Origin of the sequence: Paucibacter sp. XJ19-41 (assembly GCF_028462495.1) — a bacterium.
Classification (GTDB): Bacteria; Pseudomonadota; Gammaproteobacteria; order Burkholderiales; family Burkholderiaceae_C; genus Roseateles_E.
This window is the reverse complement of the sequence record NZ_JAQOWX010000077.1, coordinates 1-13,953: the sequence shown is the minus strand read 5'-3', so window position 1 is coordinate 13,953 and position 13,953 is coordinate 1. Positions and strand designations below refer to the sequence as shown.

Annotated in this window: 16 protein-coding genes; 7 read left to right on the top strand and 9 right to left on the bottom strand. The window is 66.4% G+C overall.

All coding sequences use genetic code 11. The annotated features are described in order from the left end of the window. The first annotated feature begins 12 nt into the window (after positions 1-12). Positions 13-1,053, top strand: a complete 1,041-nt coding sequence (locus tag PO768_RS18770; protein ID WP_262968981.1) for an aminoglycoside phosphotransferase family protein — start codon at positions 13-15, stop codon at positions 1,051-1,053. Here the strand turns inward: PO768_RS18770 and PO768_RS18765 are convergent. Then, positions 1,040-2,029, bottom strand: a complete 990-nt coding sequence (locus tag PO768_RS18765) for a LysR family transcriptional regulator (protein ID WP_262968980.1) — start codon at positions 2,027-2,029, stop codon at positions 1,040-1,042. The genes PO768_RS18770 and PO768_RS18765 overlap by 14 nt on opposite strands. A gap of 206 nt (positions 2,030-2,235) precedes the next feature. Between PO768_RS18765 and PO768_RS18760 the strand changes: the two genes are divergently transcribed. Then, on the top strand, positions 2,236-2,916 hold the full coding sequence (locus PO768_RS18760) for a response regulator (RefSeq protein ID WP_137942647.1): 681 nt from the start codon (positions 2,236-2,238) through the stop codon (positions 2,914-2,916). Here the strand turns inward: PO768_RS18760 and PO768_RS18755 are convergent. Further along, positions 2,888-3,517 carry a glutathione S-transferase family protein gene (locus tag PO768_RS18755; RefSeq protein WP_272647268.1) on the bottom strand — a complete coding sequence of 210 codons (630 nt, stop codon included), beginning with the start codon at positions 3,515-3,517 and terminating at the stop codon, positions 2,888-2,890. The genes PO768_RS18760 and PO768_RS18755 overlap by 29 nt on opposite strands. Positions 3,518-3,723: 206 nt before the next feature. Between PO768_RS18755 and PO768_RS18750 the strand changes: the two genes are divergently transcribed. Further along, positions 3,724-4,866, top strand: coding sequence for a YjgN family protein (locus tag PO768_RS18750; RefSeq protein WP_272647267.1), 1,143 nt, complete (start codon positions 3,724-3,726; stop codon positions 4,864-4,866). Between the two features lie 4 nt (positions 4,867-4,870). After that, a complete protein-coding gene (locus PO768_RS18745) occupies positions 4,871-5,914 on the top strand; it encodes a M48 family metallopeptidase (RefSeq protein WP_272647266.1) in 1,044 nt (347 codons plus the stop codon). A 43-nt stretch (positions 5,915-5,957) separates the two neighbouring features. Here the strand turns inward: PO768_RS18745 and PO768_RS18740 are convergent, their stop codons facing one another. From PO768_RS18740 to PO768_RS18725, 4 genes are all read right to left on the bottom strand, one after another. After that, a complete protein-coding gene (locus PO768_RS18740) occupies positions 5,958-7,208 on the bottom strand; it encodes a porin (protein ID WP_272647265.1) in 1,251 nt (416 codons plus the stop codon). A 25-nt stretch (positions 7,209-7,233) separates the two neighbouring features. After that, positions 7,234-8,394, bottom strand: a complete 1,161-nt coding sequence (locus tag PO768_RS18735; protein WP_272647264.1) for an SGNH/GDSL hydrolase family protein — start codon at positions 8,392-8,394, stop codon at positions 7,234-7,236. Between the two features lie 306 nt (positions 8,395-8,700). After that, positions 8,701-9,324 carry a CHRD domain-containing protein gene (locus PO768_RS18730; RefSeq protein ID WP_269839219.1) on the bottom strand — a complete coding sequence of 208 codons (624 nt, stop codon included), beginning with the start codon at positions 9,322-9,324 and terminating at the stop codon, positions 8,701-8,703. Positions 9,325-9,402: 78 nt separating this feature from the next. Further along, on the bottom strand, positions 9,403-10,683 hold the full coding sequence (locus PO768_RS18725) for an amidohydrolase family protein (RefSeq protein WP_272647263.1): 1,281 nt from the start codon (positions 10,681-10,683) through the stop codon (positions 9,403-9,405). A gap of 61 nt (positions 10,684-10,744) precedes the next feature. Here PO768_RS18725 and PO768_RS18720 point away from each other — a divergent pair, with 61 nt between their 5' ends. Next, a complete protein-coding gene (locus tag PO768_RS18720; RefSeq protein ID WP_262968972.1) occupies positions 10,745-11,026 on the top strand; it encodes a cupin domain-containing protein in 282 nt (93 codons plus the stop codon). Here PO768_RS18720 and PO768_RS18715 read toward each other — a convergent pair. Then, positions 11,023-11,940, bottom strand: a complete 918-nt coding sequence (locus tag PO768_RS18715; protein WP_269839221.1) for a YihY/virulence factor BrkB family protein — start codon at positions 11,938-11,940, stop codon at positions 11,023-11,025. The two genes, PO768_RS18720 and PO768_RS18715, sit on opposite strands and share 4 nt — an antisense overlap. Positions 11,941-11,951: 11 nt before the next feature. After that, positions 11,952-12,131, bottom strand: a complete 180-nt coding sequence (locus PO768_RS18710; protein WP_137942637.1) for a hypothetical protein — start codon at positions 12,129-12,131, stop codon at positions 11,952-11,954. 243 nt (positions 12,132-12,374) lie between these two features. Here PO768_RS18710 and PO768_RS18705 point away from each other — a divergent pair, with 243 nt between their 5' ends. Both PO768_RS18705 and PO768_RS18700 read left to right on the top strand, forming a co-directional pair. After that, positions 12,375-12,620 (top strand): FitA-like ribbon-helix-helix domain-containing protein, encoded by a 246-nt coding sequence (locus PO768_RS18705; protein WP_272647262.1) that lies wholly within the window; start codon positions 12,375-12,377, stop codon positions 12,618-12,620. Then, complete coding sequence (locus PO768_RS18700; RefSeq protein WP_272647261.1) at positions 12,617-13,018, top strand: type II toxin-antitoxin system VapC family toxin; 402 nt, start codon at positions 12,617-12,619, stop codon at positions 13,016-13,018. Before PO768_RS18705 ends, PO768_RS18700 begins: the two co-directional genes overlap by 4 nt. A gap of 73 nt (positions 13,019-13,091) precedes the next feature. Here the strand turns inward: PO768_RS18700 and PO768_RS18695 are convergent, their stop codons facing one another. Continuing rightward, positions 13,092-13,838 (bottom strand): abortive infection system antitoxin AbiGi family protein, encoded by a 747-nt coding sequence (locus tag PO768_RS18695; RefSeq protein ID WP_272647260.1) that lies wholly within the window; start codon positions 13,836-13,838, stop codon positions 13,092-13,094. Positions 13,839-13,953: the final 115 nt, after the last annotated feature.

The window sequence follows — 13,953 nt, the reverse complement described above, 5'->3', positions numbered from 1 at the left end:
CCAAGCTCCCCCATGAACGCTATCGTCTGGCCCGACCCGGCCCGTGAACAACAGTTGCTGGCCTGGCTGGCGCCGCTTGCCGCCCCCCATGGCCTGCGGCCCGAGACACTGCAGCTGGCCAAGGAAGATGCCAGCACGCGGCGCTATCTGCGCCTGCAGACCGCGGCGGGCGGCTCGCTGATCGTGATGGATGCACCGCCCCAGCATGGCAGCCAGCGCGCCTTCATCGAGATCGCCGCCCACATGGCCGACTGCGGGCTGCGCGTGCCGACGGTGCTGGCGGCCGACGAAGGCCTGGGCTTTCTGCTGCTCAGCGACTTCGGCGACCGGCCCTATCTGCAGGCGCTGCAGCAGGCCAGCGACGCTGAGGCCGACGCGCTGATGCGTGCCGCCATCGCCACGCTGCTGCAGTGGCAGCTCAAGGGCGATGCGCAGCGGCTGCCGGCCTTCGACGAGAGTTTTGTGCGCCGCGAGCTGCAGATCTTCAGCGACTGGTGCGTCGAGCGCGAGTTCGGCCAGCAGTGGAACGCGACCCAGCAGGGCTGGTGGGCACACAGCTGCCAGGTCCTGGTCGACAACATCCTGAGCCAGCCCCAGCTGGCGATGCACCGCGACTTCATGCCGCGCAATCTGATGGTGATCGAAGGCGGGCCCGGTGTGCTGGACTTCCAGGATGCGGTGCGCGGCCCGATCAGCTATGACCTGGCCTCGCTGCTGCGCGACACCTTCATCTCCTGGGACGAGGAGCGCGAGCTGGACTGGGCGATACGCTACTGGGAACAGGCGCGCAAGGCCGGCCTGCCGGTGGACGCGGACTTCGGCGAGTTCTGGCGCCAGCTGGAATGGACCGGCCTGCAGCGCCATCTGAAGATCCTGGGCCTGTTCTGCCGCCTCAAGCAGCGCGACGGCAAGCCCGCCTATGCCGAGGACCTGCCGCGCTTCTTCGCCTATGCGATCAAGGTCTCGACCCGTTATGTCCAGCTCTCGCCGCTGACCCATCTGCTGGAGGGCCTGCGCGGCAATCTGGTGCAGACCGGCTTCAGCCTGCGCTGACCGGCTCGCCGCAGACGCCCGGGTTGGTCTCGCAACCGGCGGCTGCCAGCCAGGGGTCGCGGTCCTCGCCGCCGAAGACCTCGACCAGAAAGTCGAGGAAGGCGCGGGTGCGCGCCGGCACGTATTTGCGCGTCGGCATCGCGGCCCAGATCGTGAAACTGAACAGCCGCCACTCGGGCAGCACGCGCTCCAGCGCGTGCTCCATCAGCGCGTCCTCGATCAGAAAGGACGGCAGGCCGGCCACGCCGAGCCCGTGCAGCGCGGCGGCGTAATTGGTGTCCATATGCGCGGTGGTCAGCACCGGCCGCTTGGGGATCAGGGTCAGGCTTTCGCCGCCCGGCTCGTCATCGCCCCAGACGCCGCGCTGAAACACGATGCCGCGCTGCAGCTCGGAGACCGGCGGCAGCAGCGAATCATGCTCGCGCAAATCATTCGGATGCTGGGGCCGGCCGCGCTTGCTCAGGTACTCGGGCGAGGCGCACAGAATCACCTCGGTGCGCGCCAGCCGCCGGGCCACGAACTCGCCGTCCAGCGGATGGCGGGTGTGCAGAATCGTCAGGTCGAAGGCCTCGTCCACCGTCTCGATGCCGCCGGGCGAGCTCAGCTCCACCGAGACCTGCGGATAGAGCTTGTGGAACTTGGGCAGGTGCTTGGCCAGCTGATGCACCGCGATCGCCGGCGGCACCAGCACACGCAGATGGCCGCGCGGCTCGGTCGTCGCGGTGGTCGCCAGGGCCTCGGCCTCGTCGACCTCGACCAGGATGCGGCGAGCCCGCTCCAGATAGGCCTCGCCGATATCGGTCAGCGCCAGGCGGCGGGTGGTGCGGTTGATCAGGCGGGCGCCCAGATGCTCCTCCAGCTCGGCCACCAGCCGGGTCACGACGGCCGGCGCCAGGTCCAGGGCGCGCGCGGCGGCGGCAAAACTGCCCTCGTCGATGACGCGGACGAAAACACGCAAGGCTCGGAGCTGGTCCATGGGGGGCTGAGGCTGGGCCTCTGCAGGTAGTGGGCGCGGCCCAGTCTAAGTGATCACGATGACCGGCGCCCGGCCGGGCCCGCAGGGCGGCCATCGCACAAAACACCCGCCAACATCGGCCCCTCATCCGGGGGGTCCCCGGGTCACGGGGTTGCTGCGTCCCCTGAAGCCGGGACAATCGGCCCGCCTCTCACCCCGCCCAGCGCATGCCTTCCGTCTATCTCCTACGCCGTACCCCCCAAGCGCTGCGCCAGGCCAGAGCCGCCCTGTTTGATGAGCTGCCGAGCTGGCATTGCGTCGGCGTCAGCACCCAGATGCATGAGGCCTTGCCGCAGGTCGAGCGCTTGCGGCCCGACATCGTCGTCTGCGATCTGCATCTGATCAACGGCCATGCGATCGCGCTGCTGCGCCGCCTGGAGCGGGCGCGGCCGCGCCTGATGCTGCTGACGACGCTGGCCGACGACACCTTGCTGTTCGAGTCCTTGTGTGGCGGTGCCCAGGGCTACTGGCTGGACGCCGGCGGGGCCAAGGGGCTGGGGCGGGCGCTGCAGGACTTCCAGCAGCGCCGTGCCACGATGTCGCCGGCGCTGGCGCGCCAGACGCTGGCGAGCTTCGGCCTGTTGCGCAGCGACCTGAAGCTGGCGCACTGCGTCAGCTCGGCGCATGACCTGGCCCCGGCCGCGCCGGGCTGCCTGCTCAGCAAGGCCGAGCAGCATCTGCTGAGCATGCTGGCCCAGGGCCTGCTGGAAGGCGAGATCGCACAGCGCTGGCAGACCAGCCCGGCCGATATCGGCCAGCGCCTGGCCTATATCTACGCGGCGCTGCAGCGCCAGCAGCAGGTCGCCCCGCAGGGCTTCATCAGGTCGTCGGCGGCGCCGTATCGATGAAGCTGGCGCGGGCCGACAGCTTGTCGAACAGGCGCGCCAGATTGGGATGCGGGCCGCGCCAATCGATGCCGGGGAAGCGGACGTCCAGATAGCCCAGCGCACAGCCGACCGCAATATCGGCCAGCGTGAAGTGAGTGCCCGAGCACCAGTTCTTCTCGCCCAGGCCCTGGCCCATGGCCTGCAGGGCCGCCATCACCTTGCTCATCTGGCGCTCGACCCAGACGGCGCTGCGCTGTTCGGCCGTGCGGCCGACCCAGGTCTGCTCCAGGCGCGCCAGGATGGACGCATCCATCAGGCCATCGGCCAGCGCCTCCCAGGTGCGCACCTCGGTACGCTCGCGGCCGCGCTCGGGGATCAGCTTGCCGACCGGCGACAAGGTGTCCACATACTCGACGATCACGCGCGAGTCGAACACCGCCCCGGTGATCGCGTCCTGGCCTTCCATCACCAGGCAGGGCACCTTGCCCAGCGGGTTCATCTTCATGATGGCGTCGCTGGACCAGACGTCTTCCAGCACCAGCTGGTAGTCGAGCTTTTTTTCCGCCATCACGACGCGGACTTTGCGGACGTAGGGGCTGGCGAGGGATCCGATGAGTTTCATGTCTGGCTTGTGTCGGACGGACTGTCCATTTCGAAAAGATTCTAGCGAAGCACTTGTTGTGCGCCAGGCTGTACAAAGCCTCCGAACTGGTGCATGCAGACATCCCCCGAAGGTCCCCCTTGTCAGCCCGGCGGCCCGGCCTCAGACTGCTGGCCCGACAGGCGGCTCAGACCGCCGCACCGGTACATATCTACAAGGGAGGACCGATGAACGAGCATTTTTCCGTCGCCGAGCCACAGGGATCGGCCGCCAGCCCGCGCGAGCTGCGCATCGAATTCAGCGCCTCGGGCAGCGAGTATTTCCGCATCTGGATCGTCAATCTGCTGCTGATCATCGTCACGCTGGGGCTCTACCTGCCCTTCGCCAAGGCACGCCGGCTCAGCTATTTCTACAGCAACACCCTGGTCGACGGCCAGGCCCTGGCCTTCCACGGCGACCCCTGGAAGATGTTCCGCGGCTTTGTGCTGCTGGCCGTGCTGATGCTGGCCTATGGCGTCTCGGGCCAGATCTCGCCGACAGCCGGCGTCGCCGCCTTCCTGATACTGGCGGCGGGCTGGCCGGCGCGGTGGCGGGCGGGTCTGCAGTTCCGCCTGGCCAACACCAGCTGGCGCGGCCTGCGCTTTGCGTTCACTGGCGATCTGCGCCAGGCCTATCTGGCGATGCTGCCGGCCTATCTGCCGGCGGCAGTGATCGTCGTGGTCTCGCTGCTCAATAGCGAGGCGCTGGAGAGCAAGAGCTTCACGCCGGCCCAGGGCCTGATCGGCGCGGCCACCCTGCTGATCATGCTGCTGACGCCCTGGACCCTGAGCCTGAGCAAGCGCTACCAGCAAAGCCACTACGCGCTGGCCGGCCAGCATTCGCGCTTCGGCGTGGGCACCGGCGCCTTCTACCTGCTGATGCTGAAGTTCGTGCTGTTCCTGATCGGCTACGCCCTGCTGGCCGGCGCGGTGCTGGCCGGCGTCTACTTCCTGCTGCAGTCGCCGCTGCTGATGGCGCCGCTGGCCCTGCTGGCCTATCTGGGCCTGTTCGCCCTGGTCGGCCCCTTCTTCACGGTGGCTCTGCAGAACATGGTGTGGCGCGGCACCAGCAGCGCCGGCCTGCGCTTTGACAGCCAGCTGCGACTGCGCGCCTTTGCCTGGCTGAGCCTGAAGAACTGGCTGCTGACTGCGCTGACCCTGGGCCTGTACCGGCCGTTCGCGGTGGTGCACGCCAACCGCATGCGGCTGGAGGCGGTCAGTCTGCGCGTCAACGGCGATATCGATGCCTGGGTGGCGCGCAAGAGCGCCGAACACCAGGATGCCAGCGGCGACGCCGCCGGCGATTTCTTCGGCATCGACATGGGGTTCTGAGCCCGTGGATCAGCCCGCCATCCTGCTGCTCGAGCTGTTCGACGGCCGCAGCGCCCGCCCCCAGCCGGTGCAGGCCTGGGTCGAGGCCGGCACGCTGCGCCTGCGCACTGTCCATGGTGAGCACGGCGAGGGTCAGGTCTTGAGCTACCCATTGCGCCGGGTGCGCTGGCCCGAGCGCCAGCGCCACGGCCAGCGCCAGGCCCAACTGCCCGACGGCGGCGTGCTCAGCGGGGACGATGCGCGCGCCTGGGATCAGTGGGCACGGGCCAGCGGTCTGCGCGAATCGCTGCTGGTGCGCTGGATGCAGAGCTGGCGTCGGGTGGCGGTCGCGATGGCGTTGCTGGTCGCTACCACGCTGGCAATCGGGGTCTGGGGCATACCGCTGGCGAGCGATGCGCTCGTCGCCGTGCTGCCGCCCCAGGCCGAGCAAATGATAGGCGAGCGTGCGCTGGCCGGCATCGATGCCCGATGGCTCAAGCCCAGCACGCTCCCGCCGGCCCGGCGCGAGGCCATCACGGCCGATTTCGCGGCCCTGTTGCGCACGTCGCCCGGCACCACGCCAGACTACCGGCTGCACTTTCGCTCGGCCGACAAGAGCGTAGGTCCCAATGCCCTGGCCCTGCCCGGCGGCCATATCGTGCTGACCGACGCGCTGGCTCAGCTGCTGAGCGATCAGCCCGATGCACTGGCCGGCGTGCTGGCCCATGAGCTGGGCCATGTGCAGCGGCAGCATGGCATGCGCATGGTGGTGCAGGCCAGCCTGCTGGCCAGCCTGAACGGCCTCATCATCGGAGACTTCTCAGCTGTGCTCGTCAGTGTGCCGACCCTGCTAGGCCAGCAGGCCTACTCGCGTGACTTCGAGCGCGAGGCCGACGCCTATGCGCGTGACATGCTGCGCGCCGCTGGCCGCTCGCCGACGGCGATGCTGGTGTTCTTCGAGCGCATCGAGAGCTACAAGAAGAACCATGCAATGTCGAGCCTGCCGATCGCGCTGGCCAGCCATCCGGCCAACGAGGAGCGCAAGCGCTTCTTCGGCGCCGCGCCATGAAAAAACCCGGCCGAGGCCGGGTTGTGTCGGAGCGATCTGCCGCTCAGAAGCGGTGCACCAGATTGAGCGAGTAGGCGCTGGCGTCCTTGCCCGGCTTGTCGGTGAAGCCGTAGAGCAGACCTTGCGAGTAAGGCAGCACCTGCTGGCCACTCTTGTTGTCCACATAGCTGGCCGAGAGCCAGACCGAGGTGCGCTTGGAGAATAGATGCTCCAGCGCCACGCCGCCGATGGCCGCCTCGCGCGCCGCCACCGAGTCGCTGTAGGCGCCGTAGCTGACGATCACGCGGTTGCGCTCGGTGACCCGGTAGTGCACACCGCCATAGGCCAGATGGCCGTCGAAGCCTAGATTGCTGGCGATCTGCGTGCCATAGGCCAGGAAGGCCGGCTTCAGTGCCGCCGGGATCGCGGTGTTGGCATTGAGCTGCGCGCGCAGCTGGGCGCCCAGGATCGGGTGCTTGTCCTTGGCGCTGACCACGACGCCGGTGACTTTCCAGGGGCCGGTCGAATAGCTGGCGCCGACGATGGTGTTCTCCAGCGAGTTCAGGCCCTCGGAGGTCTTGCGGCGCTGATGACCCACACCGATGTCAAAACCACCGCTGGCATAGCCGGCACTGAGGCCCCAGAAGCGCCCCGGGCCGACCTCGCCCTCACCAGCGCCCAGCATCGCGTTGAAGCGAAAGCCGTTCATCTCCGCCACATACTGCAGCGAGTTGTCGATGCGCACTTCCAGGCCGGTGGGCACGGACAGGGTCGCCAGGGCGTTGCCGATATTGCCGGCCTGGTGCGGATCGAAACGGCCGTAGGTGGCGAATGCCGGGCTGTATTGGCGGCCCGCCAGCACCGCACCGACCGGGGTGACGATGCCGGCCCAGGCCTGGCGATGCCAGAAGCGGTTGTTCAGCGAGGCCGCCAGCGAGGCGCCCAGCGCGGGCTCCAGCTGGGCGCGTATGGTGTTGGGCACACCCACCAGCGCGCGCGCCGGGATCGCAAAGCCCGAGATCGGGGTCTGCTGGTTCTGCGAGCCGGTGTCGGCGTAGAGCTGGTGCTCCAGGGTGAACATCGCGCGCCAGCCGCCGCCCAGGTCTTCGTTGCCACGCAGGCCCAGGCGCGAGCCCAGCTGGGTGCCGCTGGAGACAAAACGGCGGGTCTTGTCGCCATAGCCGTCGATGGCGGTCACGCCCACATCGATGATGCCGTAGAGCTGCACGCTGCTCTCGGCGCTTGGCTGCGCGGCAGCGCCGCCGCACAACAGGGAAGCGGCCAGGGCCAGGATGGCTTTGTTGTTCTGTGTCATTGGGGTTCTCCTTGTCGGTGCGGTCTCAGCGCACCCAGCCCTTGGTCTTCAGCGCCTCGTACACGGCATTGCCGAACTTGGCATGCGAGGTCACCGTCGGGTGCACGCCATCAGCGAACAGCGAGGTCGCGGCCGGCGCCACGGCCGCCGGGAAGTAGGTGCTGAACACGCCCGGGATCTCGAAGCAGACCAGCGAGGTGTTGTTGGTCTTGGCCGGGTCGCAGACCGGCACCGCGATATTGGTGAAGCCGTTGGCGGCCGGGTTGTCGTAGTACTGGGCCGACAGCGCGGCGGCGTCGAACAGCATCACGCCGGTGTCCATCAGCGCCAGCTCCTTCTTCAGCTGGTCGTTGAAGGCCTTGACGAAGGTCGACATCAAGGTGCGGCCCGAGGCGCCGACCTGGGCGCTCTGGCCCATCGGCGACTTGGCCGAGTCCGGCAGGGTCAGGACGACGATGCGCTGCGCGCCGGCCGCCCGGGCGCGCTGGGTCTGCTCGAGCAGGGCCAGCGCGGCCTGCTCCATCTCGATCACATACTTGCCGGCGATCGCCTGCTGCAGCGCGGCGATCTGGGCGGCCGACTGACCGGCCAGCGTGGCGGCGGTCACCGCCGCCGTGATCTCGGGACCGGCCAGCGCGAGGTTGTGGAAGACATCGTTGTTGCCGCCCCAGAAGACCACCAGGTCGGTGGCCGTGAAGCTGCCCTTGGCCAGCGCGCGGTCGACCTGCTGGACCACCGGCACGGTGGTGGCGCCGGTGCAGGCGCCACTTTTCGGGTCAGGGCTGCAGCCGATGCCGGGCTGCTTGGCCACACGCGAGCCGCCCTGGGCATAGTTGGTCGCGTTGGCGGCGCTGCTGATCTGGGCCGGCACCGGGAAGCTCGTGCCGTACTCGAAGCGCTCGTTGACGATGGTCGTGCCCAGCTTGCCGGCCAGCACCTCGACCCACAAAGCGCCGGCGCTGTTGGTGAACTTGCCGACCGGGGCCGCCGTGATGGCGCCGCCGGTGGCCTGGGCCACGGCCGCCTGGGCGAACTTGGTATAGGTGCCGCCATCGGTCAGGCTGTCGCCGAAGGCGACGATGCGGGTGGTCTCGTTGCTGCTGGGGGCGGGCGGCGAGCTCTCGCCGCCACCGCAGGCGGCCAGCACGGCCAGGCTGACGGCGCCAAGCGCCAAACGGATATTCATGAAAGTCTCCTTTTTTGATAGGCCTGCGCGCAGCCAGCCCTGCATCGAGCGGCCCGGCCCGAGGCAGGTGGCATGCATGCCGCATGAATTGGCTGCCGACTGTAGCGAAGAGCCAGGGCCTCAAGACCTAGGGTTTCGGCGCCCCAACCCCGAACTTCGTGGGAAGCCTAGAGGCAGAGCTCTATTCAAGAACAAAGAAGCACAGGTTCTGTCTCTCGAACGCAACGGGGCGTGCGTGTTTACGGCGAGAGCGCCATAAAAAAAGCCCGCAGTCGCGGGCTTGTCGGTCGACGCGGATCGCCCAATTCAGTGCCTGCGGCGGCGGGCGGCGACAAAGCCTATCAAGCCCAGACCGCCCAACAGCATCGCGTAAGTCGACGGTTCGGGCACCACCGCCACCTGCAGCAGTTGGCCACGCACCGCACCGGCCGGGTTGGCCGCAGTATGCACATTCACATAAGCCAGGCCGCCCGAAAGCATGTCGAAGAAGGACATCGCCGGATAGCCTGCATTCACCCCGGACGGCGCAGTCGCGCCGATCGACGGCGCCGCGACACCATTGCCGCCGACCAGCAGCGTACTGCCCGAATTCAAGAACACAAAGGGTGCAGCATCAAGGCTGACGCGGACCGGGCCGTTCTCGGTGGTCGAAGCAGCGCCGTGGATATGGAAGGCGCTGGCGGCGGTGCCAGCTATCGCGCCGCCGCTAAGTCCGAACACCGCCATAGAGAAGTCATAGCTGTCATCCAGCAGCGACGCCGTGCCCTGGTCGTCGTAGAACAGGGTGGCGACACCGGTGGCCGTCGCAGTCGACGGGGTGCCAACTTCGTTGGCACTATTGAGCGAGGCATTGAACTGATAGACGGCCGACTGGGCGGCCAGCGGCAGAATCAGGGCCGCAACGGCCAGAAGAACGGACGGGGTTCGCATTACGGGACCTCCAGGAGACATGGGCTGAACAACGACGGCAACAGCGCGTTGTACTCCTCCCGCGGCGACCTGATAGCCCTAGTTCAGGGGACGCGGCAGCAGCCAGTCCACCGCTGCGGGCCGGCCCGGCAGGCTCAGCAGGGCCTGCGCCGGGGCGCAGCGGCTCAACACCTGGCCGCGCCGCACCACCAGCAGGCGCTGGGCGCGCAGCCGCAGCGCCTCGACCGCATCGCCGGCCTGCAGCAGCACGAAGTCGGCGCTGCGGCCGACCTCGAGGCCGTAATCGTCCAGGCCCAGGATGCGGGCGTTGTTGACGGTCACCGCATCGAAGCAGGCGCGCATGCCGGCCTGCGAGGTCATCTGCGCCACATGCAGGCCCATGCTGGCGACCTCCAGCATGTCGCCGCTGCCCAGGCTGTACCAGGGGTCCATCACGCAGTCGTGGCCGAAGCCGACATTGATGCCGGCCGCCATCAGCTCGGGCACCCGGGTCATGCCGCGGCGCTTCGGATACGTGTCGTGGCGGCCTTGCAGGGTGATGTTGATCAGCGGATTGGCCACCGCATGCAGGCCGGCCTCGGCCATCAGCGGGATCAGCTTGGAGACGTAGTAGTTGTCCATCGAATGCATGGACGTCAGGTGCGAGCCGGTGACCCGGCCCTGTAAACCGAGGCGCTGGGTCTCGCAGGCCAGGGTCTCGACATGGCGCGACAGCGGGTCGTCGCTCTCGTCGCAATGCATGTCCACCCGCAGGCCGCGCTCGGCGGCCAGCTCGCACAGCAGCTTCACGCTGGCGGCGCCATCGGCCATGGTGCGTTCGAAATGCGGGATGCCGCCGACCACGTCGACGCCCATGTCCAGCGCCCGCTTCAGGTTCGCCAGCGCCCCTGGGGCGCGCAGCACACCGTCCTGCGGAAAGGCCACCAGCTGCAGGTCCAGATAGGGCTTCACCCGCTCGCGCACATGCAGCAGGGCCTCGACGGCCAGCAGGCGCGGGTCGCAGACATCGACATGCGAGCGTATCGCCAGCAGGCCCTTGGCCACCGCCCAGTCGCAATAGGCCAGCGCCCGCTCGACCAGGGCTTCCTGCGTCAGCAGCGGCTTGAGCTCGCCCCAGAGCGCGATGCCTTCCAGCAGCGTGCCGCTCTGGTTGACCCGGGGCAGGCCGTAGCTGAGCGTGGCGTCCATGTGGAAATGGGCATCGACAAAAGGCGGGCTCAGCAGCTGGCCCTGGCCGTCGATGATCTCGACGCCCTCCGGCCCGGGCAGGGCCGGCGCGATGGCGGCGATGCGGCCGTCACGCACCAGCAGGTCCTGGCCGCGGCGGCCATCGGGAAGGCAGATATTGCGTATCAGCATGGCCGCGAGCCTACCATTGGAGGGGCCGCCAGCAGGCCGGCAGACCGCGAGGAGAACGGCCATGGACATCACGAGTTTCGAGCATTACCGGCAGCAAGCCCTGGCCGCCGGATTCGACGAGGTGCTGGAGCGGCGCTGGGCGCCCTTGACCGTGGTCGACGAGCACAGCCACCCCTTTGTCGCCAAGGCCGTCATGGCCGAGGGCGAGATGTGGCTGACGGTGGCAGGCCAGACCCGGCATCTGCGGGTCGGCGACGGCTTCGAGCTGGCGGCCGGCGAACGGCATGCCGAGCGCTACGGTGCGGCGGGCGCGGTCTACTGGGTGGCGCGGCGCGCCGCCTAGCCGGGCGCGGTGCTGAAGGCCCGAGGCGGCGGGTCGCCAACCTCCAGGCGTTCGTACTCGGAGATCAGCTGCGCGCCGAACAGCATCAGGGTCGCCCCCAGCTCCAGGCTCAGCAGCACCGCGATCGAGGTGGTCAAGGAGCCGTACACCGTGCTGATCTGCGACAAGGTGCCGAAGTACCAGACCAGGGCATGGCGCGACAGCTCCCACAGCAAGGCCGCAGCGATCGCGCCGAACAGCGCCAGCCGCAGCGAGGGGCGCCCCACCGGCATCACCAGATAGATCGAGGTCAGCACAAAGACCTCGCCAGCAAAACCCAGCAGATAGAACAGCAGGCCGGACACCCCGACCAGCGACCAGCTGCGCCACAGGAATTGAACCTCGCTCTGGCCCATGGCCTGCAGCGCGCCGGCCACCAGCGTGACGACCAGCAGGCCGAAGCCCAGGCACAGGATGTAGCCATAGGGGATCAGTGCCGAGACCAGGAAGTGGCGCCGCCGTATCAGCACGCGGTGGTGGAAGATCACCGACATCGCGTTCTCCAGCACCGTGAAGGCCAGCGAGCTGAAGAACAGCATCGTCACCAGCAGCACCCAGCCCACCACCGAGCGGAAGGCCAGGAACTGCGCCAGCTCGGTCACGATGGCGCGCGAATGCCCCGGCAGCAGCCATTCCAGATAGCGGCCCAGGGTCTGCAGCAGCGCCGCCTGGTCGACCACATGCGAGAGCGCGATCACCGCCAGTATCAGCAACGGCACGATGGACAGCAGCGCGTAGTAGGCCACCGCGCCGGCCAGCAGCAGGCCCTGGTTGGCGCGAAAGGCCTTCAGCGCACCGAGCAGGAAGGCGCCGGGATGGCGCAGCAACTGGGCGGCGCGCGGATCAACGAGGGCACGCGATCGATTCATCGCCATCGCGGCTGCGCTCAGGGCCCGCGATCGACGCCGCGCCCCGGTGTCTGGTCATCCTCCGGCGCCGGGTCTATCGGCCCCTCATCGGGGTCGACGGGCATGGGCTGGGGCTCCTCATCATCACCAGGCGCCTTGATCGGCGGCCGGTGCGCGTGCAGGGTCTCGGGGGGCGAGGTCGGGTGGATGAAGGACATGGCGGACTCCGGTTGGCGTTCTTTCCTATTGCATCGTGCCGGGAACACCGTGGGGTGGGAGTCGGACAAGGGCGGCTGTTCGTGTCAGGCAATGCTCACAGCGGGCCGATGGATGTCGGCATGGGGCGGCGAGTCACGCCCCCTGAGCGCATGTCCCGACTATGTGTAACCGGTCAGCCCGCACGCGCTTGACTTCAGCAGTTCAATGGAACCAAAATGGTTCCATTTTGGATGGAGCAAACCATGCCCACGACCCTGACTCTGAAAAACATCCCTGACGCCGTGTACGACCGGCTGAAGTTGGCTGCTGAAATGCACCGCCGCAGCCTGAATAGCGAGGCAATCGTATGCTTGGAATCGGTACTGCTGCCGACCCAAATGATGCCAAGCGAGCGAATTGCCCGGGCACGCGAGCTGCGCGCCGCACTGCCTGCAGGGAAGTTCCTTGCCCGCGACATTGACGCGACGAAGCGCGAGGACCGCCCGTGATAGTGGTTGACTCCAATGTACTCACGTACTTGTACTTGCCAAGTGAATTTTCGGCCGCAGCCGAAGCGTTGCTTGAGAAAGACTCCGACTGGGCTGCGCCAATTCTCTGGCGCAGTGAGTTCCGCAATATTCTGGCTGGATTCCTACGGCGCAAGGCCATCACTTTCGAACAGGCAATCAGCCTGCAACGGGAAGCTGAAAGCCTTCTTGCAGGTGCAGAGTTCGAAGTCGAATCCTCCGCTGTACTTGAACTTGTTCGCGACAGTGATTGCTCGGCATACGACTGCGAATTCATCGCCCTTGCGATGAAACTCGACACCAAGCTTGTTACCATGGACAAAAAACTATTGCGAGCGTTCCCCAAGCGGGCCATTGCTCTTTTTGCGGGCAACGTTTGAATTCAGCCGACGGGCCGGCGTAGCCGGGCTGGATCGGCTGCAATGAGAGGTTGCACTCTTCGCAAGCGACGGGCTACATGTCTCCAAGAATCTGCTCCGTGGTTAGTATTCGCGTGGTAAGTCGTTCGATATCGTGCAGCGAATAGTTCTTTCCCTTTGCTCTACGCAAGTGGTCAATGAACTCTGCAATTTCTGAGTCGTCATTGATAATTATGTATTTGATATCGTTCGGCTCGAACTCCAGTCGGAGAGCTTCCAACTGCTTGTTTGCTGATGCGGCGTTGTCGTCGGCCTCATAGAAGTTGCTGCTCATGAGCATTTGGCACTCTGCTTCGTGCGAGGGAACGTAGCGCCACTCGCGTTCGTCGGAGAATCTGTAGTCTGGAGTGGTGCCTGACTTTCTTACAAGAGTTGCCTCATAGTTCTTCATGTATCGCAACACGTCCGCCAGACACTTCTGTTCTGAAGTGAGATTGTCTGACTCATCTGAGTCGGGTTGTATGAAGTGATTCCAGGCGGTCCGATAGCTAAGGGATAGTGCAGAGGTTTGGGCTACATATAGGACTGGATTGAGCCCCTTTCTAACGCCCCATTCCTTGGTCATTCCTATTCCGTAGTGTCCATACTTTGAAATGTGATCCTTGACTTCGGAAAGCGGAATGTCGCAAAAGCTCACCATCGGAACATACATAGCGCTGCTCATGCCGCCAAGGATTAGTGTCTCTTTACAGTTGAAGACGCGAAAGTTCTCCTCAAGGATCTTTCTTAGGCTGGCCTTGTCTCGCGTGAAGTGAATCAGGGTGTTTGCACTCAGCGGCATATTTGATCCTCAAAGACGAGGTAAGTAGATGTTTTTTGCAACCCAACGGGTGATGTCCCACGAGGTGGTGTAAGTTCTTGAGCGAGGCGGCCCATAGAGGGTGGCCATCGTGAGT

Bases quoted from the DNA above. Each gene is read 5' to 3' on its own strand.
- PO768_RS18770 (WP_262968981.1), top strand. From the start codon at position 13: ATGAACGCTATCGTCTGGCCCGACCCGGCCCGTGAACAACAGTTGCTG.
- PO768_RS18765 (WP_262968980.1), bottom strand. From the start codon at position 2,029: ATGGACCAGCTCCGAGCCTTGCGTGTTTTCGTCCGCGTCATCGACGAG.
- PO768_RS18760 (WP_137942647.1), top strand. From the start codon at position 2,236: ATGCCTTCCGTCTATCTCCTACGCCGTACCCCCCAAGCGCTGCGCCAG.
- PO768_RS18755 (WP_272647268.1), bottom strand. From the start codon at position 3,517: ATGAAACTCATCGGATCCCTCGCCAGCCCCTACGTCCGCAAAGTCCGC.
- PO768_RS18750 (WP_272647267.1), top strand. From the start codon at position 3,724: ATGAACGAGCATTTTTCCGTCGCCGAGCCACAGGGATCGGCCGCCAGC.
- PO768_RS18740 (WP_272647265.1), bottom strand. From the start codon at position 7,208: ATGACACAGAACAACAAAGCCATCCTGGCCCTGGCCGCTTCCCTGTTG.
- PO768_RS18735 (WP_272647264.1), bottom strand. From the start codon at position 8,394: ATGAATATCCGTTTGGCGCTTGGCGCCGTCAGCCTGGCCGTGCTGGCC.
- PO768_RS18730 (WP_269839219.1), bottom strand. From the start codon at position 9,324: ATGCGAACCCCGTCCGTTCTTCTGGCCGTTGCGGCCCTGATTCTGCCG.
- PO768_RS18725 (WP_272647263.1), bottom strand. From the start codon at position 10,683: ATGCTGATACGCAATATCTGCCTTCCCGATGGCCGCCGCGGCCAGGAC.
- PO768_RS18720 (WP_262968972.1), top strand. From the start codon at position 10,745: ATGGACATCACGAGTTTCGAGCATTACCGGCAGCAAGCCCTGGCCGCC.
- PO768_RS18715 (WP_269839221.1), bottom strand. From the start codon at position 11,940: ATGGCGATGAATCGATCGCGTGCCCTCGTTGATCCGCGCGCCGCCCAG.
- PO768_RS18710 (WP_137942637.1), bottom strand. From the start codon at position 12,131: ATGTCCTTCATCCACCCGACCTCGCCCCCCGAGACCCTGCACGCGCAC.
- PO768_RS18705 (WP_272647262.1), top strand. From the start codon at position 12,375: ATGCCCACGACCCTGACTCTGAAAAACATCCCTGACGCCGTGTACGAC.
- PO768_RS18695 (WP_272647260.1), bottom strand. From the start codon at position 13,838: ATGCCGCTGAGTGCAAACACCCTGATTCACTTCACGCGAGACAAGGCC.